Below are 23,698 nucleotides of genomic sequence, written 5' to 3'. Positions count from 1 at the left end.
GCCTTACCACAAAGGCGACAGCGCCAGCCAGACGCCCGCGAACATGGCGATCCCGCCCAGGTTCACCCAGATATGCCAGATCGCGTAGCGGTAGGGCAGCGTCTTGCGGGCGTAGAACGCGGTTCCGATCACATAGCAGCCGGACCCGGCCAGAATGCACCACAACGTCGCCACCGGTACGCCCCGTAGGTCGGGCAGGGCCAGCAGCCCCAGCGCGCCCAACCCCAGATAGGATGCGGTTGACCAGCGAGATTTCACCGTCTCGTTGGTGATCTTGTTCCAGACCGCCACCGCCGTCAGCGCCCAGCACACCACCAGCAGACCCAGGGTCCAGGGCGTGCCAGCCAGAACGAAGAATGGCGTGAAGGTGCCCGTAATGCTGGGATAGATCGCGGCGTGGTCGATGCGCCGCAGCAGTGTTCGCTGCTCGTGCAGCGGTAGAAAGTGATAGGCCCAGGACGCCAGGTTCGACGCCAGCGCACACAGGACGTAAACCACGACGGCGGCCACCAGCGCGGCTTGCAGATGGGTTGCCGCCTTAGCCACCAGCAAGCCGCCCGCAATCAAGATCAACGCCAGGCCCACTGAATGCACCGTCATGTCCGCGCGGCGGAAGGCAGGGTTGAAACTGGGAAAGGTCGCGTCGGTCATGTCTGGTCTCGTGGCTGCCTGTTCTGGGTAATATCGCCCTGGGTCCAAGTCCACAATTCCGGCACGTCAGCCGGCGTCTTCCGATTGAATTTGCTTCTTTCCGCGCCGCGCCGTACCGTCGCGGTCCGACGCGATCTCAAGGCAACCCAAGGGCCCCGCATGGACTGGCGCGACCATGGCATTCTTCTAACCGCCCGCCGCCACGGCGAAACCGCGGCCATCATCGAGGTGTTCACCGAAACCCATGGCCGACATGCGGGCGTGGTGCGCGGTGGTGCCAGCCGCAAGATCGCGCCCATCCTGCAACCCGGCGCGCAGTTGGACGTGCTGTGGCGGGCGCGGTTGCAGGAACATATCGGCACCTTCCAGGTCGAGCCGTTGCGCTCGCGCGCGGCGGCGGCGTTTTCGGGGCGGCTGGCCCTGTCGGGGCTGAACGCGGTCGTGGCGCTGCTGTCCTTCTGTTTGCCCGAACGCGAACCGCACCCCGGCATCTATCGACAGACCGAACAGCTGATGGATCTGCTGGGCCAGGACGAGATCTGGCCGCTGGCTTACCTGCGCTGGGAGTTGGCGCTGCTTGAAGAATTGGGCTTTGGGCTGGACCTGACCCGATGCGCCGTGACCGGAACCACCGAGGGGCTGGCCTATGTCTCGCCCAAGACCGGCCGGGCGGTCAGTGCCGAAGGCGCCGGGGATTGGGCCGACCGCCTGCTGCCTCTGCCGCCGGTGCTGCGCGGGCAGGGGGCCGCCCCGGATGACGAGATCGCCGCCGGGCTGCGCACGACCGGCTATTTCCTGGCGCATCGCGTGGCGCCATCGCTGGGTCACACGCCGCTGCCGGAGGTCCGCTCCCGCTTTGTAGATCAGTTCACTCGGCGGCTTTGAAAACCATCTCGTACCCGTCCTCGTTGCGCAGGATCAGCACGTCGCCCGACACCTCGGACTGCGTCATCGCCAGCAGCGCGGCGAAATAGAATCCTTCGGCCTCAAGCCCGGCGCAGGCGGCGCGGGTGGCGGTCAGGTCGGTGATTTCGAACCACGGATAGGGCGCGGTCAATGTGCCCGAGTAGCTGTTGCAGGGTGCGTTTCCGGCAATCTTGCCGTCTTCGGGAAAGCGCAGCAGGGCGCTGGCCTCATAGGGCTGGCCGTTGACTTCCTGCAGCACCCAGGTGCGGTCGGCCGCGCCGTAGGCGGCGACGCTTTCGTCGCGGTCGCATTGCAACAGGGCAAGGGCGGGCAGGATCAGGCTCAGACGCAGCATGAGGGCTTTCTATCGCGACTTGGCGTCATTGCGCCAGCAGTTCGGCGCGCACCTCCATCCGGGGGCGCCAGTTGTAGCGCGTGTCCTCGCGCACCGGCGCCCAGAACAGATCACCCCCGTTGCGCCAGCCGTCCAGCACGATCGCGTCATAGGGCCCGTCACCCTTGGCACTGATCGCGGCGGAGTGGTGGATGATGCGGAACGGGGTTGGCGGCGAGGTGATCCAGTGCAGGTCCAGCGTGCGGAAATTCTCTTGCCGCAGCCGCTTGAGCATGTCCTCGGCCCAGTCATTGCACAGCCCGCGTTCGCGAAAGCCGTTGATGACCTTGGCGTTGTGGATGATCGCCGGGTCGGTGACCCGGTACTCGGCCCTCAGCTGCAGCGCATAGTCATGGGCGATTTGTGCCGCGCGGGCGGCTTCCTGCGGATCGACATCGGGGCCGAGGTTCTGAATGGCGCGGGTCAGACCGGCAACATCGCCCGAGGGTGTGCCGGACGGCGTGCTGCATCCTGCAAACAACAGGCCAAGAACAAGGATCAGAAGGCGCGCCATGGTCACTCCGCAAAGATCGGTTCGGCATCTGCGTAGCCGCGGCGCAGCATGATGCGGTTCGACCGCTACTTAGCCGAAACCTGTGCCGGGACCCAAGGGGGAATTTTCCCGGCCAATGTGTCCGGCGGGTCCGGTTGGGTGAAATAATCAGGGCAGATCTGGTCACTCGGCGCTTTTGGCTTGCCAGAAAAGAAAAGACCCGGCGCTGGGCCGGGTCAAGTTGGGGAAACCGCGACGGGCGGGCGCTCAGGCCAGCAGACGCCGCGCGATGACTTGCGCCTGAATCTCGGCGGCGCCTTCAAAGATGTTCAGGATGCGGGCGTCACACAGCACCCGGCTGATCTTGTATTCCAGCGCAAAGCCGTTGCCGCCGTGGATCTGCAACCCGTTGTCGGCCGCGGCCCAGGCGACGCGCGCGCCCAGCAGCTTGGCCATCCCGGCCTCGAGGTCGCAACGATGGCCGTTGTCCTTCTCCCAGGCGCTGAAATAGGTCAGTTGGCGCGCGATCATGATCTCGACCGCCATCATCGCCAGCTTGCCCGACACGCGCGGGAAGTTGATCAGGGCCTTGCCGAACTGTTTGCGTTCCTGCGCGTATTGCATGGCGATGTCCAGCGCGCTTTGGGCCACGCCGATGGCGCGGGCGGCGGTCTGGATACGCGCGGATTCGAAGGTTTCCATGAGCTGCTTGAAGCCCTTGCCTTCCTCGCCGCCCAGCAGGTTCTCGCCCTTGACGTGGAAGCCGTCGAAGGCCAGCTCGTATTCCTTCATGCCGCGGTAGCCCAGCACCTCGATCTCGCCGCCGGTCATGCCGGGGGTCGGGAAGGGGTTGTCGTCGGTGCCGGGCGTCTTTTCGGCCAGGAACATCGACAACCCGCGATGATCGGTGGTTTTGGGATCGGTGCGTGCCAACAACGTCATCACATGGGTGCGTGCGGCATGTGTGATCCAGGTCTTGTTGCCGGTGATCTTGTAGTCGCCGTTCTCGTCCTTGACCGCGCGGGTGCGCAGGCTGCCAAGGTCCGAGCCGGTGTTGGGTTCGGTGAACACGGCGGTGGGCAGGATCTCGGCGCTGGCGATCTTGGGCAGCCATTGGGCCTTTTGGTCGTCGGTGCCGCCCGCGATGATCAGCTCGGCCGCGATCTCAGACCGGGTGCCCAGGCTGCCGACGCCGATGTAACCGCGCGACAGTTCTTCGGAGACGACGCACATCGACGCCTTGGACAGGCCGAACCCGCCATATTCCTCGGGGATGGTCAGGCCGAATACGCCCATCTCGGCCAGTTCCTCGATGATTTCCATCGGGATCAGCTCGTCCTTCAGGTGCCATTCATGGGCGTTTGGCTCGACCCGATCCAGCGCATAGCGGCGGAACTGCTCGCGGATCATCTCAAGCTCTTCATCAAGGCCCGAGGCGCCGAACATGGTGGCCCCGGATTGGTCTTGCATCAGCTGAACCAGTCGGCTGCGCGCGGCCTGGCTGTTGGCCTTTGCCATCAGAGTTTGCACCTCGGCGCATTGGAAGCCCGACAGCGCATCCCAACCCAGCCCCAGATCCTGCAGGCGCACGACCTCGCCCTGGTTCATCGGGATGCCGCCGGCGACCTGGTGCAGATATTCGCCAAAGGCGATCTGGTGCAGCAACTGCTCCATCTCGCCGAACTTGCCCTGGGCGTCCAGCGCCTCGGCCCATTTCTGCATCTGCTGCAGCGACTGGTTGTATGTGGCCAGCCAGGCCAGCCCATGCGCGGCGGTCTGGTTCGCCTCGACCAAAGCGCCCGAGACGCGACCCTCGGCCGAGACCATCTCGCGCACCGCATCGCGCGCCCGGTCAAAGACGGACTGAACCGCTGGCAGCGCGGCCCCCGTCCGGGTCAGAAGATCAGGCAGAACCGGCTGAGAAGTCATGTTCGTCATATCTTGTCCGTCATGGGCCATGAATCACGTCCTTTGCTGGGTCGTCTGGTCATATCATGCTGCACGTGCAGCGCAACAAAAATACACAAATAGCGTCGAAAAAGTCCAAAAATTACGTAACGAATTTTGCGGTGCAGAGAAATTCTGCGGTGATATGTAGGGGAAATGGATCTGTTTTCTTTGATGTCCCTGCCCGAACTCTGCCTTGCGTTCGCGGTCGCCTTTCTGGCCGGAGCGGTGAAAGGCATGGTCGGTTTCGCCATGCCGATGGTCCTGATTTCAGGGCTCAGCATGATGCTGCCGCCCCAGCTTGCGCTGGCCGGGCTGATCCTGCCAACGGTTGTGACGAACGGGATCCAGGCCTTGAGAGAAGGACGCGCGGCAGCGATGTCTTCGATCCGGCAGTTCCGGGTCTTTCTTTCCGTCGGGCTGGTCTTTCTGCTGGGGAGCGCTCAGCTGATCAGCTTGGTTCCATCGCAGGCTTTCCTTCTGATGATCGGAATTCCCGTCACGTTCTTTGCCACGATCCAACTGCTGGGCGTGAAACTGAGCCTGTCTGAGCAATCGCCAAAGATCGAGGCCGCGGTCGGTGCGGTTACCGGGTTCATTGGCGGCATATCAGCCGTTTGGGGACCTCCGACCGTTGCCTATCTGACTGCGCTGAATACCCCCAAATCCGAACAATTGCGCATTCAGGGCGTGATCTATGGCTTGGGAGCTTTGGCTCTGGTCGTGGCGCATATTGGATCAGGCGTGTTGCGGGCTGAAACCGTGCCGTTCTCGGCTGCACTGACCCTTCCGGCTTTGGCCGGCATGTGGCTGGGGTTGCGGATGCATGATCGGATTGATCAGGCCACGTTCCGCAAGGCGACTTTGTTGGTTCTGATGATCGCAGGTGCGAACTTGCTGCGCAGGGGGGTGTTCGGTTGAAAGCTCAACCCTTGGGCTCAAAATAGCGGAAGGCAAAAAACAGTCCGAACATCAAGAACAGCAGCCCCGACAGATCGCCGATCAAAAAGGCAAAGTACTCGGCCGTCGCGCTGCCAAAAGCCAGGTTGGTCAGGCCGGACACCAGGATTGACGTGATGACCCCGACCCCCATGATGCAGGCCCAGCAGGGCGCCCGATCAGCGGCGGGAAACAGATCCCACCCCAGCCATTTCAACAAATAGAATATGGCCGGGGCCGTCGTGACCGCGATCAAGATGGCCAGCAGGCGGCTTGTCAGGAAAACGTCCGAGCCACCGAGTGTCGCGAAAACCAGAAAGACACCGGGCAGCATGGCAAGTATCGCACGCCACCCCAAGAGCCACGCCGCAAGGACCCGCACGCCGTGCGGAAGAAATAACAGGCTGGCGCGGCTGGGGTACTCTGGAAAGAACACGTTCTGCATGGGCATCAGAACCCAAAAGGTCAGAAACGATGCGCCGATATAGGCCAACGAAGCAAAAAACGTGTCAGAGGCCCACGATCGCATAATGCCATGCTTCTTTTAGGTCTGCTCAGCGGTCAACGCGGGGCGTTGACGACATACCGTCCCCGGTTGGCGTTTCCGCTTTGGGACAAGTAGCCCTTCTGTACCAGCGACTTGAGGGCGCGGAAGAAGGTCGGGCGCGAAACGCTTTGCACCAGTGTGTGCTCGATCAGGCCATAGGTCCGGACTTCGCGCGTGTCTTTCGACAGCTCTTCGGCCGCGTAATAAATGTCACGCTCTACCGGAGAAAGCTCTTCGAGCCCCAACGTGCGTTCCATGCTCTGCATCAACTTGCGCAGTTCCGCCAGTTTCGAGATCTCGGTCATTTCCATTCCTGATTTTACCAGTGCCACGAATTGATATCCGCTTGGTCAAATGACCCATGATAGTCGCCTATCGCGCGGCATATCTCATGTTGACACCCATCCCCTTGATAATACACTACCGCCTTGATTAGGCTGCTCATCTTGCGAGTGTGAGTGTCCGCGCGCGAGCTGCCCAAAGGTTTTTTCAGTCTCGGCCCGGTGCATTTTGCGCCGGGCTATTTCCTTGTAATGGGTCCTTGATTTACTGCATGATTTTTAGGCGGGCAACGAATTTGTTCATGCCAATGTCACATTACAACTGCAGGAAGAACAAATAACTGCAAGGACCCGTTATTGTGCGCGCAGGGGCCCGCAACCGCGCCCCTGCATGTCGGTTCAACCGATTGCGACCGCTTTGATGTCTTCGTCGATGAAGGGCAGGTACTGTTCAAAGTTCTCGGCGAACATCTGTACCAGCTTTTCGGCTTGCCGGTCGAATGCGGCCTGATCGTCCCATGTGCGGCGCGGATCCAGCAGAACTTCGGGCACACCAGGGACCGTCACCGGAACGTCGAAGCCGAAATTGGCGTCCTTGCGATACTCGGCATCGGCCAGCGACCCGTCCAATGCGGCGGTCAGCAGGGCACGCGTGGCCTTGATCGGCATCCGGCTGCCAACGCCGTATGCGCCGCCGGTCCAGCCGGTATTGACCAGCCAGCATGTCGCGCCGTGCTGGGCGATCTTGTTGCGCAGCAGCTTGCCGTATTCCTCGGGGCGGCGCGGCATGAACGGGGCGCCGAAGCAGGTCGAGAAGGTCGGCTGCGGCTCGGTCACGCCGCGTTCGGTTCCGGCAACCTTCGAGGTGAAGCCCGACAGGAAGTGGTACATCGCCTGCGCCGGGGTCAGCCGGGCGATCGGAGGCAGGACGCCAAAGGCATCACAGGTCAGCATAATGATGTTTTTCGGGTGCCCGCCCAGCGCCGTCTTGGAGGCGTTCGAGATGTATTCCAGCGGGTAGGCGCACCGCATGTTCGCGGTCAGGCTGTCATCGTTGAAATCCAGTTCCAGGGTCTCGGGATTGAAGACCATGTTCTCGATCACCGTGCCGAACTTCGACGTGGTCGCGTAGATCTCGGGTTCTGCTTCGGCGCTCAGATTTATGGTCTTGGCATAGCATCCGCCTTCGAAGTTGAAGGTCCCGCGATCCGACCAGCCGTGCTCGTCGTCGCCGATCAGAACACGCGCCGGATCAGCCGAAAGCGTGGTCTTTCCGGTGCCGGACAGGCCGAAGAACACGGCGGTGTCGACTGGGTTGCCCACCGCATGGTTGGCCGAGCAGTGCATCGGCATCACGCCTTTTTCCGGCAGCAGGTAGTTCAGAAGCGTGAACACGGATTTCTTGTTCTCGCCCGCATACTCTGTGCCGCCGATGAGAATCAGTTTGCGGTCAAAGTTCAGCGCGATCACCGTTTCGCTGCGGCAATCGTGCTTTTTCGGGTCCGCCTGAAAACTGGGGCAGTTGATGATGGTGTAGTCTGCGATGAATTCGTCCAGGTCCTCGCGGTCCGGGCGACGCAGCAGGTGCCGGATGAAAAGGTTGTGCCAGGCCAGTTCCGTAACCATGCGCACATTGATCGCATAGGCATGATCCGCGCCGCCAACCAGATCCTGAACGAAATAGTCCTTGCCTTTCATATGGGCCAGCATGTCGGCGTACAGCGCGTCAAAGCCATCGGGGCTCATTTCCGCGTTGTTTTCCCACCAGATGCTTTCCGCCACGCTTTCGGTCCGGACGACGTGCTTGTCCTTGGGGGACCGGCCCGTGAACTTGCCGGTGGACACCAGAAACGCTCCGCCATTGCCCAGCGTGCCTTCATTCCGCTTGAGCGCTTTCTGAATCAGCGCCGGCTCCATCAAGTTGTAATAGACATTGCCCAGCCCCTCGATGCCTTGATCTTCGAGGCGGAACTGCGGGTTTACCCGTCCAAATGTCATTCGTGTCTTCTCCTGTGGCGGCGCTGCGGCGGTTGGGGCCGTCTGCGCTCATGAGGCGTAGTGCCGGTTAGTCCGACGAATAAGGGCCTCATATCACGGCCGTTTAGGGCATGAACAGGACGGTTTGGCACAGTTAGCGCAACCAAGGCCGGGTTTAGCGCAACCAAGATTTTCCGGTCGGAAAACCCGGGCACTTTCGGAAGCGCAGGACGACCTTTTTGTCGCAGGATCGTGAACAATGTGGCGCGATTCGTACATCCGGATTGATTCGCGGCCTTAAAAAAGCCAAGAATGCCCTACAAAAAGCAAAAATATATCGTGAGTGAGCAGGTAAAGGGGCAGCCCGATGTCTAAGATTGCACTGGTGGATGACGATCGGAACATTCTGACGTCTGTATCCATGACGCTCGAGGCCGAAGGGTTCGAGGTCGAAACCTACAATGACGGGCAGGCAGCCCTTGATGCGTTCAACAAGAAACTGCCGGATATGGCGGTTCTGGACATCAAGATGCCCCGCATGGACGGCATGGATCTGCTGCAGCGGCTGCGGCAGAAAACCCAGATGCCGGTGATTTTCCTCACCTCGAAAGACGATGAGATCGACGAGGTTCTGGGCCTGCGCATGGGCGCGGATGACTACGTGAAGAAGCCGTTCTCTCAACGCCTTCTGGTTGAACGCATCCGTGCGCTGCTGCGCCGTCAGGAAGCGACCGACGGGGATGCGTCGGCTGCAACCACCGGGGACGCAAAGGTGATGGAGCGCGGCGACCTGCGCATGGACCCGCTGCGTCATGCGGTCAGCTGGAAGGGAGCCGATGTTTCCCTGACGGTCACGGAATTCCTGCTGCTGCAGGCCTTGGCGCAGCGCCCCGGCTTCGTAAAAAGCCGCGATCAGCTGATGGATGTCGCATATGATGATCAGGTCTATGTCGACGACCGGACCATCGACAGCCACATCAAGCGTCTGCGCAAGAAGATGCGTGCGGCTGATCCCGAGTTTTCGGCTATCGAAACGCTGTACGGTATCGGGTACCGTTACAACGAGGAATAAGCCGGGCCGGCTTTCTGCAAAGGTGAATTTGTTTCGTGCGTGACACCGAGCAATCCAGCGAGTTGCGCGACGGTGACGTCGTTCTGGGTGATGATTGGGTCATCCCGCAAGACCCCGAGTCGGCCGAGCTGCGCGCGCGGCGATCGCGGCGTACTCTGTTCACGCTGCGCAACTCGCCGCTGGCGCGCAAGATCATCACGTTCAACCTGATTGCTTTGGTGATCCTGGTCGCGGGGCTACTGTACCTGGACGACACCCGAAAAGAGAGGGTCCAGCAAACGGCGCGGGACCTGATCGGCGATGCGCAACTGGTCAGCAACGTCTTCGAGGCCCAGCTACGCCAGGTTGCCGGATCGCGGGACGCTTCTGACCTTAACGTCAAGGCGACCCTTGCCGGGCTGAGCATCCCCGAAGGCGGCGAAGTATTCGTCTATGACAGCACCGGCACGTTGATCGGCTGGACTCGCGGTTCCTCGACCGTGGCGGAATTGCCGGGCCTGATTCAGGCCGAAGCGGATGTTCCGACTGGCAGCACATTGATCTCTGATGCCCTGACCGCCGTCTGGAATGGTCTGTATTCGGTTTTCACCACCGGATCTGAAACCGAGGCGCCGACGCTGGCACAGCGGGTTCAGGACATCATACCAAACGCGCTGGACGGCCACATGCAGGTTCACGCCGTGTCTGACGCGGCCGGAGACACCGTGATTGTGGCGGCGTCGCCGATCGTTCTGGATGGCGCCCCTGTGGGGGCTGTCGCAATGGCCGGCCCCGCCGGAGAAATCGACGCACTGGCTCGGAAAGAGCAGGAGCGCATTCTGCAGATGTTTGTCGTTGCCCTGCTGGTCTCGGTGGGTCTCAGCCTTGTGCTGGCCTCGACCATCGCGAACCCGCTGGCGGATCTGGCCGCTGCGGCCGAAATGGGCAAGGACCGTGGTACCGGGGTCAATCCCGGACGAATCCGCATCCCCGACCTGAGCGCCCGACCAGACGAGATTGGTCGGCTTAGCCGGGCGCTGCGGGGAATGGTGACGGCGCTCTACAACCGGATAGATGCCAACGAACAGTTCGCCGCTGACGTCGCGCATGAAATCAAGAACCCCTTGGCCAGTCTGCAATCGGCCGTCGGTACGCTGCGAATGGTCAAGCGCGACGATCAACGTGAGAAACTGTTGGGCGTCATCGAGCACGATGTCCGCCGGTTGGACCGCCTTGTCAGCGACATCTCGAATGCGTCCCGCCTGGATGCTGAACTGGTCAAAGAGCAGGAGCAGCCCTTCGATCTTCTGAAGCTGATTGGCAATATCAGTCAGTACCTGGGCGAAGATGCCCGGTCGCAGGGGATCGACTACATCACGGATTTGCCGTCCAAGCCCATCGTCATAAACGGCCTCGAGGCCCGTCTGGCGCAGGTATTCGTGAACCTGATTACAAATGCCATTTCCTTCTGCGAGGAAAGCGACGCGATCCGCGTTTGGGTGCGCCAACGCGAAAACCGGGTTCTGGTTGTTGTCGAAGACACCGGCCCCGGTATTCCGGACCAGGCCCTGACCAAGGTTTTCAAGCGCTTCTACTCGCAGCGCCCGGCCGAGCATTTCGGCAACAACTCGGGCCTTGGACTGGCGATCTCGAAACAGATTGTCGAGGCCCACGGCGGCGTCATCTGGGCCGAGAACATCCGTCCGACCGAGGCGGACATCACGTCGGACCCGCAAGGTGCGCGGTTTGTCGTGGGTCTTCCCCTCTAGGCGATGTGCGCTGTGCGCCTTCCCGAGATGCCCAGCGATGATCCGGTCAGCGTGCACGCTACATGCGTTGCCGTTGCTGGCCGCGGCGCCCTGATTTCGGGGCCGTCCGGGGCCGGAAAATCGGCACTTGCATTGCAGATGATGGGTTTCGGCGCGGACCTAGTCGCCGATGATCGTGTGAATTTAACCCTGTCGGGCGACCGGGTGATGGCGGATGCGGTCCCTCAGATCCGTGGATTGGTCGAGGCCCGCGGCGTCGGCCTGCTGCGCGCCACGGCCTGCGGCCCCGTTCCGTTGGAATGGATCGTGGATCTGGATCAGGTGGAATCCCAGCGACTGCCGGAACCGCGACAGGTTTTTGTGCTGGGACATCCTGTTCCCTTGCTTCGAGCCGCAGGCGTCCCCAACTTGGCATCAGCACTTGTTCAACTGATGAAAATGGGGCGCGTCGATCCGCAATGGCCAAGCACATGACAGCACAAACGCGCATCGTTCTGGTGACAGGTCCGTCGGGCGCGGGCCGGTCGACGGCGATTCATGTGCTCGAGGATCTGGGTTATGAGGCCATCGATAACTTGCCGATGGGCATGTTGCTGCGCTTGATGGAGGGCGCGGATCCTTCCCGGCCGATGGCGTTGGGGATCGATGCCCGCAATCGTGATTTCTCGACCATCGGTTTTATCGAATTGGTCGCCAAACTGGGTCGGATGAGCCAGGTGGACCTATCCACGCTTTATCTGGATTGCAGCGACGAAGTGCTGTTGCGCCGATTTTCGGAAACCCGGCGCCGTCATCCGGTTGCAACCGATGCCAGCCCCGAAACCGGTATCCGTCAGGAGAAGGAATTGTTGGAGCCGATCCGCGAGATCGCCGACACTCTGATCGATACCAGCGTGCTCAACGTGCACCAGCTGCGATCCGAGGTCGAACGCTGGTTCGCGCCGGAAGGGGGCCGGCATCTGGCCGTTTCAATCGAGTCCTTCTCCTACAAACGGGGGCTGCCGCTGGGTCTGGACATGGTGTTCGATTGCCGATTTCTGGCCAATCCCTATTGGCGTCCGGAACTGCGCGAGGCTGATGGTCGCAATCCGGACGTTGCGTCCTATGTTCAGGCTGACACAAACTATGCCGCCTTTTTCGAACGGGTGGTGGAACTGTTGCTGTCTCTGCTGCCCGCCTTCAAGGCCGAGGGCAAAACGCACCTGTCGGTCGCCTTTGGCTGTACCGGGGGTCAACACCGCTCGGTCGCGATGGCCGAAGCGGTCGCAAAAGCCCTTGCAGAGCAGGGGCAGCCGGTGGCAATTAGACACCGCGAGATGGAACGTCGATCGTTGAATGTGAGGCCGGATTGATCGGAATTGTAATCGTGGCGCATGGCGGATTGGCCCGGGAATACCTGGCGGCCATGCAGCACGTCGTGGGCAAGCAACCCGGCCTTGTGGCAGTTTCGATCGACGCCGATCATGATCGCGAGGAAAAGCAGGCCGAAATCTGTCGGGCCGCGGATGCTGTGGATGTCGGCGACGGCGTTGTTGTCGTGACCGATCTGTTCGGGGGCAGCCCCTCGAATCTCAGTCTGCGCGCCTGTGCGCCGCAGGACCGCAGAATTCTTTACGGCGCCAACCTTCCGATGCTGATCAAACTGGCCAAAAGCCGCCAACTTCCGGTCGGGGACGCCGTCCGTAGGGCCATGGAGGCTGGACGAAAGTACATCAATGCGCAAAATGTGACATTGGACTGACATCGGATCGATTGAATATGGCCACCAAAAGCTTGAAAATAATCAACGAAAAGGGCTTGCACGCGCGCGCTTCAGCCAAACTGGTCGAGGTGGTCGAAGGGTTTGACGCCCGCGCCGAAGTGTCCAAAGACGGAATGTCCGCGTCGGGTGACAGCATTATGGGCCTTTTGATGTTGGCGGCTTCGCGTGGAACGACTATTGACGTCGAAACGTCCGGGCCGGATGCTGAGGCGCTGGCAGTCGCGCTGGAAGCATTGGTGAACGACAAGTTCGGCGAAGGTTTCTGACGCAGGGCACTGCCACGAAACAAGAACGGGAAGACCAGGAATTGGCGGAAACCACGCACGATACCAAGACCAACACGGTGGTGGCCGAGACCGCGGAAGCGGGCGAAATCTACGACCGCCGCACGCTGACCTACGCAAATTCGTTTGACGACGCCTGGACCTCGACGGCCATCAAGGCGATCGAATGGTGCACAGGCAAGCTGACCATTCTGCGCATGGTCAACAAGTTCGAAAAGCAGAATGAAAAGTATCGCGGCCAGAAATTCTGGGGTGGTGCCCTTGGTATCATGGGAATCGACCTGACCACGCCCGAACACCAGATTGCGCGCATTCCGAAAGAGGGGCCCGTTGTGGTGGTAGCCAATCACCCGCATGGGATGGTGGACGGCATGATCCTGGCCGAGTTGATCGGACGGGTGCGCCAGGACTACCGTATCCTGACCCGCTCGGTTCTGACCGGGCTGGATGAGGCCGCGACCTCGTTCATGATCCCGGTCCCGTTTCCACATGACCCCGAAGCCCAAAGCAAGATGCTCGAGATGCGGGGCAAAGCGATGGAGCACCTCAAGAACGGTGGTGTCGTCGCGCTGTTCCCATCCGGGGTGGTGATGTCTTCCGACACCTGGTTCGGCCCCGCTCAGGAACGCGAATGGAACGTGTTCACAGCTAAGATGATCCGGCGATCCGGTGCTAAGGTCCTGCCCATCTACTTCCCCGGCAGCAACTCGCGCTGGTACCAGATTGCCAACAAACTATCGGCAATTCTGCGTCAGGGACTTCTGCTGCATGAGATCGTCCGGTCCTGCAACAAACCGATCGGCCCGGTAATCGGAGAGCCGATTTCGGACGAGGACATGAAACTGCTCGAACGCGACCCGCGCGGATTCATGGCCTGGCTCAGAAAACACACGCTGGCCTTGGGGCAGTCACCGCAAGCCTGATCCACCGTTCATTGGCGCGAAAATATCGCGGGCGAGCGGGTCGGTCCCTTGACGGCTTAGCGCGTCGGGACCGGAACCTCGCCACGGTAGTCATAAAACCCGCGATCGGTCTTGCGGCCCAGCCAGCCGGCCTCGACATATTTCGTCAGCAAAGGGCAGGGGCGGTACTTTGTATCCGCCAACCCTTCATGGAGGACGTTCATGATGGCCAGGCAGGTGTCCAGCCCGATGAAATCGGCCAGTTCCAGCGGGCCCATGGGATGATTGGCGCCCAGCTTCATGGATTGGTCGATCGACTGAACGCTGCCGACCCCTTCATACAGAGTATAGACGGCCTCGTTGATCATCGGCATCAGGATGCGGTTCACGATGAAGGCCGGAAAATCCTCGGCGCTGGCGGCGGTTTTGCCCAACCGATCCACCACGGCCTTGCAGGTAGCAAAGGTTTCTTCGTCGGTGGCGATACCGCGAATCAACTCGACCAATTGCATGACAGGAACCGGGTTCATGAAGTGGAACCCCATGAACCGCTCCGGCCGATCCGTCCGGCTGGCAAGCCTTGTGATCGAAATGGACGAGGTGTTCGACGTCAGGATCGTGTGAGCCTGCAAATGCGGCTGCAGATCCTCGAAAATCGCATGCTTGATGGCCTCACGCTCGGTCGCGGCTTCGATCACGAGGTCCGTCTGGCCGATCTCCGGAAGGTTCAGCGTGGTCTTGATCCGCTGCAGTGCGGCCTGCATCTCGTCGTCACCGATCTTGCCGCGTGACACCTGACGAGCCAGGTTGCCCTTGATCGTTTCAATGGCAGCATCCAGCGCATCCTGGCTGATGTCGTTCAGCAGAACGTTATACCCTGCCAACGCCATCACATGGGCGATTCCGTTGCCCATCTGGCCCGCGCCGATTACTCCGACTGATTTCACGTCCATATTGAACTGCCTTCCGCATCAAGGTTCAGGGGGACATTATCGGCAGTCCGGGTTGCGCGGCAAGGGGTTGGGACCGGTCCAATTCGCTTCAAATGCGCACATTAGAGTTTTCTAAACACCTAAGGCCGCAGAATGGCGATTGGGTGAAGAAAATGGGTGGCTGACATGAGTTATCATGAGTCGGGCGCGACCGGTGTCGAGGAATCCGTCTGCCGGTATGGGACGTCAAAACTGTGGTTTCGCGGGCCAAAGCGAGTGTTTCGGGTGCCCTATGTGGCCTGCGTCGGCGGCACCGAGACATTCGGTCGGTTCGTCGATTGTCCCTTTCCTGCCGTGTTGGAGCAGCGGCTGGAAATGCAGTGTCTGAATCTGGGCAGTCTGTTCACGGGTGCCGAGGGGTTGGCGCGGGATCCGGAAATTCTGAGCCTGATGAATGGCGCCGAGGTTTGCGTTCTGCAACTGCCATCGGCGCTGAACCAGTCCAACCGGTTCTACCGTGTTCATCTCCGACGCAATGATCGGGTGCTCGAGGCGACCTCGGACCTTTCCGCCTTGTACCCCGAAGTTGACTTCGCCGACGTTCATTTTGTGCGGCACCTTATGTCCAGGTTGTCGGCCTTTTCGGATGCACGGTTCGAAGTGGTGGCCGCCGAGTTGCGGCGGGCTTGGGCAGAGGCGCTTCGCACCCTGTTGGACAACGTCACCAGCCGGATTCTGCTGCTGTGGCTGGACTGGGATCACAGCCCGGCAGTCGGGCTGGATGCGCGCGGGGTATCTGATCCGGTGCCAATTACACAGGCCATGATTGATGGGGTGTCGGATGGAGGGGTGGCAACCGTGAAGATGACGGTGCGCCCTTCAGGTGCTTCGGATGATCTTGAGGACATGCTGTTCGGCACGATGCAGCAACCGATGGCGGAATATATGATCGGGCCAGCCACGCACCGGGCCATTGCCGAACGTTTACTGACTGCGATCCGAGACCTCGAATGACCAAGGCCCGCCAATTTGGCGGGCCTTGAGTTCTCGAAAAGAAGGACCGTCAGCCCAGCTTTTCGGTAAGCTCCGGCACGGCCTGGAACAGGTCCGCGACCAGTCCGTAATCGGCGACCTGGAAGATCGGAGCTTCTTCGTCTTTGTTGATCGCGACGATGATCTTCGAATCCTTCATGCCGGCCAAGTGCTGGATCGCACCCGAAATGCCAACCGCAATGTACAGATCCGGTGCCACGACCTTGCCGGTCTGACCCACCTGCCAGTCGTTGGGGGCATAGCCCGAGTCGACTGCCGCACGGCTGGCACCAACCGCCGCGCCCAGCTTGTCGGCCAGGGCTTCGATCAGTTTGAAGTCTTCTTCAGAGCCAACACCACGGCCGCCCGAGACAACGACGCCGGCCGAGGTCAGTTCTGGACGGTCGCTTTCGGCGACCTTGTCCTCGACCCACTCCGACAGGCCGGGGTTTTCACCGACCGATACGGTCTCGACCGGGGCCGATCCGCCTTCGCCGGCCGCATCAAAGCTGGCCGTACGGAAGGTGATGACCTTCTTGGGATCGTTCGACTTGACGGTCTGGATCGCGTTGCCCGCGTAGATCGGGCGCTCGAAGGTCGAGCCGTCAACGACGCCAGACGCGTCCGAGATCACCATCACGTCCAGCAGCGCGGCCACGCGCGGCATGACGTTCTTGGCGTCGGTGGTGGCGGGCGCCACGATATGCTCATAGCCGTCGGCCAGGCTGACGATCAGCGCGGCGGTCGACTCGGCCAGACGGTGACCCAGCGACGGGTCTTCAGCGACCAGAACCTTGGACACGCCGTCGATCTTGGCGGCGGCTTCGCCGGCAGCGGCGGCCGAGCCGCCCGCGGCCAGAACGGTCACGTCACCCAGCTGTTTGGCAGCGGTGACCGCCTTGGCGGTTGCGTCCATCGCCAGTTCGCCATTGTTGACTTCGGCAAGCAGAAGTACAGCCATTACACAGCCCCCGCTTCTTTGAGTTTCCCGACCAGCTCGTCGACCGAGCCCACGATGATACCCGCGGCGCGTGCCGGCGGCTCTTCGGTCTTGACGACTTCGAGGCGCGGCGTGACGTCGACGCCGTAATCGACGGCGGTTTTTTCATCCAGCGGCTTTTTCTTGGCCTTCATGATGTTCGGCAGCGACGCATAGCGCGGCTCGTTCAGGCGCAGGTCGACGGTGATGATGGCCGGCATCTTGACGCTGATGGTCTGCAGGCCGCCGTCAACTTCACGCGTGACCTTGGCGGTGTCGCCTTCGATGTCCAGCTCGGACGCGAAGGTGCCCTGGCTCCAGCCCAGCAGAGCCGACAGCATCTGGCCAGTGGCGTTCATGTCGTTGTCGATCGCCTGCTTGCCGCACAGAACCAGTCCGGGCTGCTCTTCCTCGACCACCTTGGCCAGGATCTTGGCGACGGCCAGCGGCTCGATGTCCTGGTGGACGTCATCCGCCGCGACCACCAGAATGGCGCGGTCTGCACCCATCGCCAGCGCGGTGCGCAGCGTTTCCTGCGCCTGCTTTACGCCGATCGAAACGGCCACGACCTCTTCGGCTTTGCCGGCTTCTTTCAGGCGGATCGCCTCTTCGACGGCAATCTCGTCGAACGGGTTCATCGACATTTTGACATTGGCGAGATCAACACCGCTGCCGTCCGCTTTGACGCGAACTTTCACGTTGTAGTCGATCACGCGTTTGACAGGCACAAGTACCTTCATTTTTGCGTACGCTCCTTACAAAAACGGCAAGCCGCAATGCGACTCCACCAATGCTCTCGTCGGCCTAGATAGCGCCTTGCGGGGCGTCGGGACAGGGCAAAATCGTCACGTCATGTCGTGGGGACGTCGCGTTTCACGCTTTTTGACGTGAAGGAACGAAAGATTGTTACCCGGCCGATGGGCGGTTTTGCCGCGCCGGATGGTGCGAAATCGCTCTCAAGAGGCTCGGGTTTCAGCGGTTTGCGGCCGCCCTTCGGGCCGGGGCTTCGCCCTTCCGGTCGCCACACACTGGACGTTGTGGCGCTTTCAGCGGTTCGCGCCCGGAACCCACAAGACGTCATCGCGGCCGCCATTGTTGGCGCAACGGGCTGCCACGAAGAACCAGTCGCTGAGGCGGTTGAGGTATTTCACCGCGGCCTCGTTCACCGGTTCCATGTTGGTCAGTTCGACAGACAGTCGCTCGGCGCGCCGCGAGACCGTGCGGCAGACATGCAGATGCGCCGCCAGCTTTGATCCGCCCGGCAAGATGAAGCTGCGCAACGGCTCGAGGTCCGCATTCATCGCGTCGATTTCCGATTCCAGACGATCGATCTGGGCCGGGGCGATCCGCAGGGGTGGGTAGTCGGCCTCGGCATCTTTTTCCATGTCGGGGCGGCAAAGGTCAGCGCCCAGGTCGAACAGATCGTTCTGGATGCGTGCGAGCGCCGCGTCGACCTCGCCCTCGGCCTCGGTGCGGGCCACGCCGACAAAGGCGTTCAGTTCGTCCACCGTGCCATAGGCCGCCACGCGGCCCGAATACTTCGCAACCCGTTCGCCATTGCCAAGCGCGGTTTTGCCGTCGTCGCCGGTGCGGGTGTAAATCTTGTTCAGAACGACCATCTACTGCACTCCCTGTCCACGCAGATAGACGTAGAGCACGATCAGCACCACGGCAATGAATTGAAACAGGATGCGCAGCCGCATCATCTTGTTACTTTTCTTGGCAGCCGCCATGCCGCCCTTGCCGAAATTGGATATGCCGATGGCCAGAACAACGACGACCGCCGCCATGGCCAAAAGAAGTACGCCCATTAGAAGGTCCATGAACTCACCGTCCGCATTTGTTGTATCCTTGCCGCTCCATCTAGCGGGGTGACCGGCGAAAGCGAACGGGTAATTTCGTCTCAGATACCTGAAAGGATGCGGTCAATAGCGCCCGTTGGCAGAATGCGGCGCAAATAACCCGCGATATAGGTCGGTGTGGTCACGTAGTATCGAGCCTTGGGCGACTTTGCCTCGAGCGCGCGGGCAAGTTTGTCGGTTACCGCAGACGCCGGCAGCTCGAACCGGTCGGGGCCCGAGTCTTCGTACAGACGTTTGAGCAGCGACTCCTCATACTTGTCGCGCAGGGCCGAGCTTTCCCAATCTATGAACCGTTCAAAAATCGGTATGGCCTTCTCGCGCAGCTTAGAGGTGATGGGGCCGGGTTCAATCAGCACCACTTTGATGCCGGTGCCGCGCAGCTCCAGCCTCATCGTGTCGGTCAGGCCTTCGATGGCGTATTTCGTGGCGACGTAGGCGCCGCGCCAGGGAAAGGCGACCAGACCCAGTACCGACGAGTTCTGCACGATGCGGCCGTGGCCCTGTGCACGCATGACGGGTATCACTTGGCGGGTCAGTTCGTGCCAGCCAAAAACATTGGTCTCGAAGATATGGCGCAACCCGTCGGTGGGCACATCTTCGATCGCGCCGGGCAGGCCATGGGCGCCGTTGTTGAACAGCGCGTCCAACGTGCCGCCCGTTGCCTCGAGAACACTGGCCAATCCCGAAGTGATCGTTTCGGCATCGGTATAGTCGATTCTTGGGCTGTCAAAGCCCTGAGCCCTCAGCCTGTCGCAATCGCGCTGATGTCTGCAGGCGGCAAACACACGCCAGCCGCGCGCACGCATTCCGTGTGCCGCGTCCAGACCAATGCCGGATGAGCATCCGGTGATGAGGATGGATTTCTGCATGTCTGCCCCAAAGTCGTCCTCGGCAAAAACTATTGCGAGGATCGGCCTCCGGCAATGACGGCATCACGTCAATTTGTGCTTTTTCGGATCAACGAGGAGGAAATCCAACCAACCTGTTGCTCGGGCAACACGCGCAGGCGCAGCCAACCGGTTCCGGACTCGCTCAGAACTTCGACCTGCTGACCCATCCGCGCTTTGCCGATGATCGGATAGATCGTGCCGGGGCCGTCGCGCATGTTCACGCGAGTGCCAGACACGATGCGAATGTCTTTCGGCGGCTCTGCCGGTGCAGGGGCTGCTGCTTCCGGTTCGGACTCGGTGTCCAGAACTTGCACGGCCGCGTTCTCATCCAGCGACGCCAGCGAGAAGGTGCCGCCGGTATTGTCGAAACTGGACAGATCAGAATTCAGACCGGCGGCGATCTGCGCCAGCAACGCCTCGGTATCGACGGCATCGGCTGCTGGGATCGGTTCCGGCTTGGGTTCGGACGGCTTGGCGGGGCGCAGGGCCACTTTCGTCACAAGCTCGGTTGCCGGGGAGGGGACCAGTGGCCTGGGCTCGGGTTTCTCAGCCACCGCAACGACGGGTGGTGCCTCGGCGCGCGTGCCGCGCGGTTCGAATTCGGATCCACCGCTCATGACGTAGAAGAACCAGCCGAGCATGGCAAAAGTAACAAGCATAAGGCGCGTCATGGCGCATCCCCCGGTAATCATAACAACAAGAAAAAGGCAGCATTCAATTGTTGGGATCCTACCATAGTTCGGGTCCTGAGTCGAAAATCGGGGGAAATCGCCGGGTTGGCTCCCCCTGTTGCAAAAACCGCGACTTGTCCCCAGCAAAATATGCCTTGGTTGCTTTACCACGCGCGCCGGGCGTCGTATCACATCATCTATGAACGACACGATCGACGACCCCAACATGGAGGCCCCCGACGCCGGGGGCGAGGTGGCCGAACCGCTGCGCCGGGCAATTGGCGAGCGTTATCTGACCTATGCGCTGTCCACCATCATGCACCGCGCGCTGCCGGATGCGCGCGACGGGCTGAAGCCGGTTCACCGGCGAATCCTCTACGCCATGCGCGAGCTGCGACTCAGCTCCTCGGGCGGGTTCCGTAAGTCGGCCAAGATCTCGGGTGACGTGATGGGTAATTATCACCCGCACGGGGACGCCGCGATCTATGACGCGATGGCGCGTCTGGCGCAGGATTTCAACGTCCGCTACCCGCTGGTCGACGGGCAAGGCAACTTCGGCAATATCGACGGCGACAACCCTGCGGCCTCGCGCTACACAGAGGCCCGGATGACCATCGTTGCCGAGGCGTTGCTGGAGGGGCTGAACGAGGACGCCGTCGATTTCCGCGACAACTATGACGGCACGCTGACCGAACCGGTCGTCTTGCCGGCACAGTTCCCGAACCTTCTGGCCAATGGCGCCTCGGGCATTGCCGTGGGCATGGCGACCAACATCCCGCCGCACAACATTGCCGAGCTGTGCGACGCCTGCCTGCATCTGATCAAGACGCCCGACGCGCGTGACGACACGCTGCTGAACTATGTGCCGGGGCCCGATTTCCCGACGGGCGGCGTCATCGTCGAACCGGCCGAGAATATCGCGCAGGCCTATCGCACCGGGCGTGGATCGTTCCGGTTGCGCTGCAAATACGAGGTCGAGGATCTGGGCCGCGGCCAGTGGCAGATCGTGGTCACCGAGATCCCGTATCAGGTTCAGAAATCCAAGCTGATCGAAAAGATCGCCGAGCTGATCCAGACCAAGAAGATCCCGATCCTGGGCGATGTGCGCGACGAATCCGCCGACGACATCCGCCTGATCCTCGAACCGCGTTCGAAAAACGTGGACCCCGAGGTGTTGATGAACATGCTGTATCGCAACTCGGATCTCGAGGTGCGGTTCAGCCTGAACATGAACGTTCTGATCGACGGGGTGACGCCCAAGGTCTGTTCGATGAAGGAAGTGCTGCGCGCCTTCCTAGACCACCGGCAAGAGGTGCTGCTGCGCCGCTCGCGTCACCGGATGGCCAAGATCGACCACCGGCTTGAGGTATTGGAGGGCTTCATTGTTGCCTTCCTGAATCTGGACCGCGTGATTGATATCATCCGCTATGACGACGACCCCAAGGCCGCGCTGATGCGCGAGAATTGGGGCATCGACCATGTCCGCGCCACCAGCGAGGCCGACTATGTCTCGCCCAAACCGGGCGAGGGCGAACTGTCCGAAGTTCAAGTCGACGCGATCCTGAACATGCGCCTGCGCAGCCTGCGTCGTCTCGAAGAGATGGAACTGGTGCGCGAGCGTGACGCGCTGATGGAAGAGCGCGCAGAACTTGAGGATCTGCTGGCGGATGAGGGTCTGCAATGGGCCAAGATCGCTGAACAGCTGAAAGAGACCAAGAAGACCTTCGGCAAGGAGTATGAGGGCGGCGCGCGTCGCACCCGCTTTGCCGAAGCAGGCGAGGTCGAGGACGTGCCGCTTGAGGCGATGATCGACAAAGAGCCGATTACGGTCGTCTGCTCGCAGATGGGCTGGATCCGCGCCATGACCGGCCATATCGATCTTAACCGCGAGCTGAAGTTCAAGGACGGCGACGGGCCGCGGTTTATCTTCCACGCGGAAACCACCGACCGGCTGCTGGTCTTCGCATCGAACGGGCGGGTCTATACGGTCAGCGCCGCGAACCTTCCCGGTGGCCGGGGAATGGGTGAGCCGCTGCGCCTGATGGTCGATCTGCCCAACGAGGCACAGATCGTCGACATCCTGATCCACAAACCGGGGCGCAAACTTCTGGTTGCTTCGGATGCTGGCAACGGGTTCATGGTGCCCGAAGACGAGGTGTTGGCCCAGACCCGCAACGGTAAACAGGTGCTGAACGTCAAGGATGACGAGCGCGCGGTGATCTGCAAGCCGATCGAGGGCGATCACGTCGCTGTGGTATCACAGAACGGCAAGTTTCTGGTGTTCCCGGTCTCCGAACTGCCCGAGATGACGCGTGGCAAGGGCGTGCGTCTGCAGAAATACAACATGGCGCGCGGGCGCCAGGGCACGCTGGAGCTGGATGGTGGCCTGTCCGACCTGACGACGTTCAACTGGGAGGACGGTCTGAAATGGTCAATGGGCGGCGACAAGACGCGGCATGAGGCAGATATGTCTCAATGGCTGGCAAAGCGCGCAAGCGTCGGAAAAAAACCGCCCTATGGGTTCCCGCGCGATTACAAGTTCTCGTGATCTTGCGCCGACCACGGTGGAAATCTGCCGATACGGCTTGGCACAAGCTGCATCGGTGCGCTAGATCAAAGAAAAACAGGCCTATCGAGACGAGACAATGCTGCGCATTTTGACCCTGATTACCGGACTGGCCCTGGTGGGCGCCTGCACGCAGACGCAACTCTATGAAGAGCCGGAAGATCTGGGCGAATTCAAGTTGCGCGTGAACTATGCGTTTGCCGACAAGGCCGTCCAGGGGCCGGTGTCTCGGGACGCGACGCCCCAGGAATGGACCGAAGCGATCCAGAAGGCCGTCGATATCCGCCTTGGTCGCTATCAGGGCTCGCAGGAGTATGACATCGGGATCAGCCTCGAAGGCTATATGCTGGCGCCTCCCGGCATTCCGGTGATCTACAACCCCAAAAGCACAGCGATCGTCCTGGTCAACGTTTACGATGTCGGCAAGAAACAGTTTCTGGCCAAGGGCAAGCAGTTCCAGGTCCTCGAAGATACGACCGGTGGCAGCGCTCTGAAGGGCTCGGGCAACGAACGCACCAAGGAAGAGCAGATGAGCGGTTTGGCACTGAAAGTGGCGGACCGCGTCGAGGAATGGCTGGCTGAAGAGCACAAGGAAAACGGTTGGTTCGACCTGCGCCCTGGCCTGATCCAACCGATTGAATCCGGACAGGCGATACAAAACCCGGCATAGTTTTGAGGATTTCCCTCAGGATGTGCTTGATTTTCCGCTTTGAACCAAATATCTCGCGCGCGCAGATGTAACCACGGGACCAAGGGTCCCCCAAATCGCAAAAGGGCGCCTGAGGAATGGCAAAGGAAAAGTTTGAGCGTACAAAACCGCACGTCAACATTGGCACGATTGGCCACGTTGACCACGGCAAGAC

Annotated in this window: 26 protein-coding genes; 12 read left to right on the top strand and 14 right to left on the bottom strand. The window is 61.0% G+C overall.

Annotated features, from left to right (window positions below; genetic code table 11):
• Positions 1–3 precede the first annotated feature (3 nt).
• Positions 4–651 carry a PAQR family membrane homeostasis protein TrhA gene (gene trhA, locus AC2FNZ_RS00265; RefSeq protein ID WP_093965280.1) on the bottom strand — a complete coding sequence of 216 codons (648 nt, stop codon included), beginning with the start codon at positions 649–651 and terminating at the stop codon, positions 4–6.
• 159 nt (positions 652–810) lie between these two features.
• Here trhA and recO point away from each other — a divergent pair, with 159 nt between their 5' ends.
• On the top strand, positions 811–1,536 hold the full coding sequence (gene recO, locus AC2FNZ_RS00260) for a DNA repair protein RecO (RefSeq protein ID WP_496839171.1): 726 nt from the start codon (positions 811–813) through the stop codon (positions 1,534–1,536).
• Here the strand turns inward: recO and AC2FNZ_RS00255 are convergent.
• From AC2FNZ_RS00255 to AC2FNZ_RS00245, 3 genes are all read right to left on the bottom strand, one after another.
• Positions 1,520–1,912 (bottom strand): META domain-containing protein, encoded by a 393-nt coding sequence (locus AC2FNZ_RS00255; protein WP_496839170.1) that lies wholly within the window; start codon positions 1,910–1,912, stop codon positions 1,520–1,522. The genes recO and AC2FNZ_RS00255 overlap by 17 nt on opposite strands.
• A gap of 25 nt (positions 1,913–1,937) precedes the next feature.
• The gene (locus tag AC2FNZ_RS00250; RefSeq protein ID WP_496839169.1) at positions 1,938–2,465 is read right to left on the bottom strand and encodes a hypothetical protein; all 528 of its coding nucleotides are present in this window, start codon (positions 2,463–2,465) and stop codon (positions 1,938–1,940) included.
• Positions 2,466–2,711: 246 nt separating this feature from the next.
• Entirely contained in the window at positions 2,712–4,403 is a 1,692-nt protein-coding gene (locus AC2FNZ_RS00245) for an acyl-CoA dehydrogenase family protein (protein WP_496839168.1), read from the bottom strand.
• A 144-nt stretch (positions 4,404–4,547) separates the two neighbouring features.
• Here AC2FNZ_RS00245 and AC2FNZ_RS00240 point away from each other — a divergent pair, with 144 nt between their 5' ends.
• Positions 4,548–5,312, top strand: a complete 765-nt coding sequence (locus AC2FNZ_RS00240) for a sulfite exporter TauE/SafE family protein (protein ID WP_093965287.1) — start codon at positions 4,548–4,550, stop codon at positions 5,310–5,312.
• 4 nt (positions 5,313–5,316) lie between these two features.
• Here AC2FNZ_RS00240 and AC2FNZ_RS00235 read toward each other — a convergent pair whose 3' ends face one another.
• From AC2FNZ_RS00235 to AC2FNZ_RS00225, 3 genes are all read right to left on the bottom strand, one after another.
• Complete coding sequence (locus tag AC2FNZ_RS00235) at positions 5,317–5,859, bottom strand: hypothetical protein (RefSeq protein WP_254920233.1); 543 nt, start codon at positions 5,857–5,859, stop codon at positions 5,317–5,319.
• 32 nt (positions 5,860–5,891) lie between these two features.
• Complete coding sequence (locus tag AC2FNZ_RS00230; protein WP_254920234.1) at positions 5,892–6,209, bottom strand: hypothetical protein; 318 nt, start codon at positions 6,207–6,209, stop codon at positions 5,892–5,894.
• A gap of 348 nt (positions 6,210–6,557) precedes the next feature.
• Positions 6,558–8,156, bottom strand: coding sequence for a phosphoenolpyruvate carboxykinase (locus AC2FNZ_RS00225; RefSeq protein WP_496839167.1), 1,599 nt, complete (start codon positions 8,154–8,156; stop codon positions 6,558–6,560).
• Positions 8,157–8,502: 346 nt separating this feature from the next.
• On the opposite strand from AC2FNZ_RS00225, the gene AC2FNZ_RS00220 reads away from it, so the two are divergent.
• The 7 genes from AC2FNZ_RS00220 to AC2FNZ_RS00190 are packed head-to-tail and all read left to right on the top strand — an operon-like array spanning position 8,503 to position 13,924.
• Positions 8,503–9,207, top strand: coding sequence for a response regulator transcription factor (locus AC2FNZ_RS00220; protein ID WP_093965290.1), 705 nt, complete (start codon positions 8,503–8,505; stop codon positions 9,205–9,207).
• Positions 9,208–9,242: 35 nt separating this feature from the next.
• Positions 9,243–10,955 carry a sensor histidine kinase gene (locus AC2FNZ_RS00215; protein WP_496839166.1) on the top strand — a complete coding sequence of 571 codons (1,713 nt, stop codon included), beginning with the start codon at positions 9,243–9,245 and terminating at the stop codon, positions 10,953–10,955.
• Between the two features lie 3 nt (positions 10,956–10,958).
• Entirely contained in the window at positions 10,959–11,429 is a 471-nt protein-coding gene (locus AC2FNZ_RS00210) for an HPr kinase/phosphorylase (protein WP_496839165.1), read from the top strand.
• Complete coding sequence (gene rapZ / locus AC2FNZ_RS00205) at positions 11,426–12,307, top strand: RNase adapter RapZ (RefSeq protein ID WP_170342634.1); 882 nt, start codon at positions 11,426–11,428, stop codon at positions 12,305–12,307. Before AC2FNZ_RS00210 ends, rapZ begins: the two co-directional genes overlap by 4 nt.
• On the top strand, positions 12,304–12,696 hold the full coding sequence (locus AC2FNZ_RS00200) for a PTS sugar transporter subunit IIA (protein WP_496839164.1): 393 nt from the start codon (positions 12,304–12,306) through the stop codon (positions 12,694–12,696). The genes rapZ and AC2FNZ_RS00200 overlap by 4 nt, the downstream gene beginning before the upstream one ends.
• Before the next feature lie 17 nt (positions 12,697–12,713).
• Positions 12,714–12,983: an HPr family phosphocarrier protein gene (locus tag AC2FNZ_RS00195; RefSeq protein WP_093965295.1), complete on the top strand. Its 270-nt coding sequence runs from the start codon at positions 12,714–12,716 to the stop codon at positions 12,981–12,983.
• 41 nt (positions 12,984–13,024) lie between these two features.
• Positions 13,025–13,924, top strand: coding sequence for a lysophospholipid acyltransferase family protein (locus tag AC2FNZ_RS00190; protein WP_170342633.1), 900 nt, complete (start codon positions 13,025–13,027; stop codon positions 13,922–13,924).
• A 56-nt stretch (positions 13,925–13,980) separates the two neighbouring features.
• Here AC2FNZ_RS00190 and AC2FNZ_RS00185 read toward each other — a convergent pair whose 3' ends face one another.
• Positions 13,981–14,856 (bottom strand): 3-hydroxybutyryl-CoA dehydrogenase, encoded by an 876-nt coding sequence (locus AC2FNZ_RS00185; protein ID WP_496839163.1) that lies wholly within the window; start codon positions 14,854–14,856, stop codon positions 13,981–13,983.
• A gap of 165 nt (positions 14,857–15,021) precedes the next feature.
• Between AC2FNZ_RS00185 and AC2FNZ_RS00180 the strand changes: the two genes are divergently transcribed.
• Positions 15,022–15,849: a DUF6473 family protein gene (locus tag AC2FNZ_RS00180; protein ID WP_496839162.1), complete on the top strand. Its 828-nt coding sequence runs from the start codon at positions 15,022–15,024 to the stop codon at positions 15,847–15,849.
• A gap of 49 nt (positions 15,850–15,898) precedes the next feature.
• Here AC2FNZ_RS00180 and AC2FNZ_RS00175 read toward each other — a convergent pair whose 3' ends face one another.
• The 6 genes from AC2FNZ_RS00175 to AC2FNZ_RS00150 all read right to left on the bottom strand — a co-directional run bounded on the left by AC2FNZ_RS00175 (position 15,899) and on the right by AC2FNZ_RS00150 (position 20,269).
• Positions 15,899–16,828 carry an electron transfer flavoprotein subunit alpha/FixB family protein gene (locus AC2FNZ_RS00175; protein WP_222458482.1) on the bottom strand — a complete coding sequence of 310 codons (930 nt, stop codon included), beginning with the start codon at positions 16,826–16,828 and terminating at the stop codon, positions 15,899–15,901.
• Complete coding sequence (locus AC2FNZ_RS00170) at positions 16,828–17,586, bottom strand: electron transfer flavoprotein subunit beta/FixA family protein (protein ID WP_496839161.1); 759 nt, start codon at positions 17,584–17,586, stop codon at positions 16,828–16,830. The genes AC2FNZ_RS00175 and AC2FNZ_RS00170 overlap by 1 nt, the downstream gene beginning before the upstream one ends.
• Before the next feature lie 306 nt (positions 17,587–17,892).
• Positions 17,893–18,465: a cob(I)yrinic acid a,c-diamide adenosyltransferase gene (locus tag AC2FNZ_RS00165; RefSeq protein ID WP_093965304.1), complete on the bottom strand. Its 573-nt coding sequence runs from the start codon at positions 18,463–18,465 to the stop codon at positions 17,893–17,895.
• Complete coding sequence (locus tag AC2FNZ_RS00160) at positions 18,466–18,669, bottom strand: twin transmembrane helix small protein (protein ID WP_093965306.1); 204 nt, start codon at positions 18,667–18,669, stop codon at positions 18,466–18,468.
• 80 nt (positions 18,670–18,749) lie between these two features.
• Positions 18,750–19,577: an SDR family NAD(P)-dependent oxidoreductase gene (locus AC2FNZ_RS00155; protein ID WP_496839160.1), complete on the bottom strand. Its 828-nt coding sequence runs from the start codon at positions 19,575–19,577 to the stop codon at positions 18,750–18,752.
• 68 nt (positions 19,578–19,645) lie between these two features.
• Complete coding sequence (locus AC2FNZ_RS00150) at positions 19,646–20,269, bottom strand: SH3 domain-containing protein (protein WP_496839159.1); 624 nt, start codon at positions 20,267–20,269, stop codon at positions 19,646–19,648.
• Between the two features lie 199 nt (positions 20,270–20,468).
• Here AC2FNZ_RS00150 and AC2FNZ_RS00145 point away from each other — a divergent pair, with 199 nt between their 5' ends.
• Positions 20,469–22,817 carry a DNA topoisomerase IV subunit A gene (locus tag AC2FNZ_RS00145; protein WP_093965309.1) on the top strand — a complete coding sequence of 783 codons (2,349 nt, stop codon included), beginning with the start codon at positions 20,469–20,471 and terminating at the stop codon, positions 22,815–22,817.
• A gap of 97 nt (positions 22,818–22,914) precedes the next feature.
• On the top strand, positions 22,915–23,505 hold the full coding sequence (locus tag AC2FNZ_RS00140) for a hypothetical protein (RefSeq protein WP_093965311.1): 591 nt from the start codon (positions 22,915–22,917) through the stop codon (positions 23,503–23,505).
• Positions 23,506–23,698: the final 193 nt, after the last annotated feature.

Source organism: Ruegeria sp. SAZA006 (genome assembly GCF_059613465.1).
The sequence above is the reverse complement of the archived record's forward strand: the minus strand, read 5'-3'. Positions and strand labels throughout refer to the sequence as shown.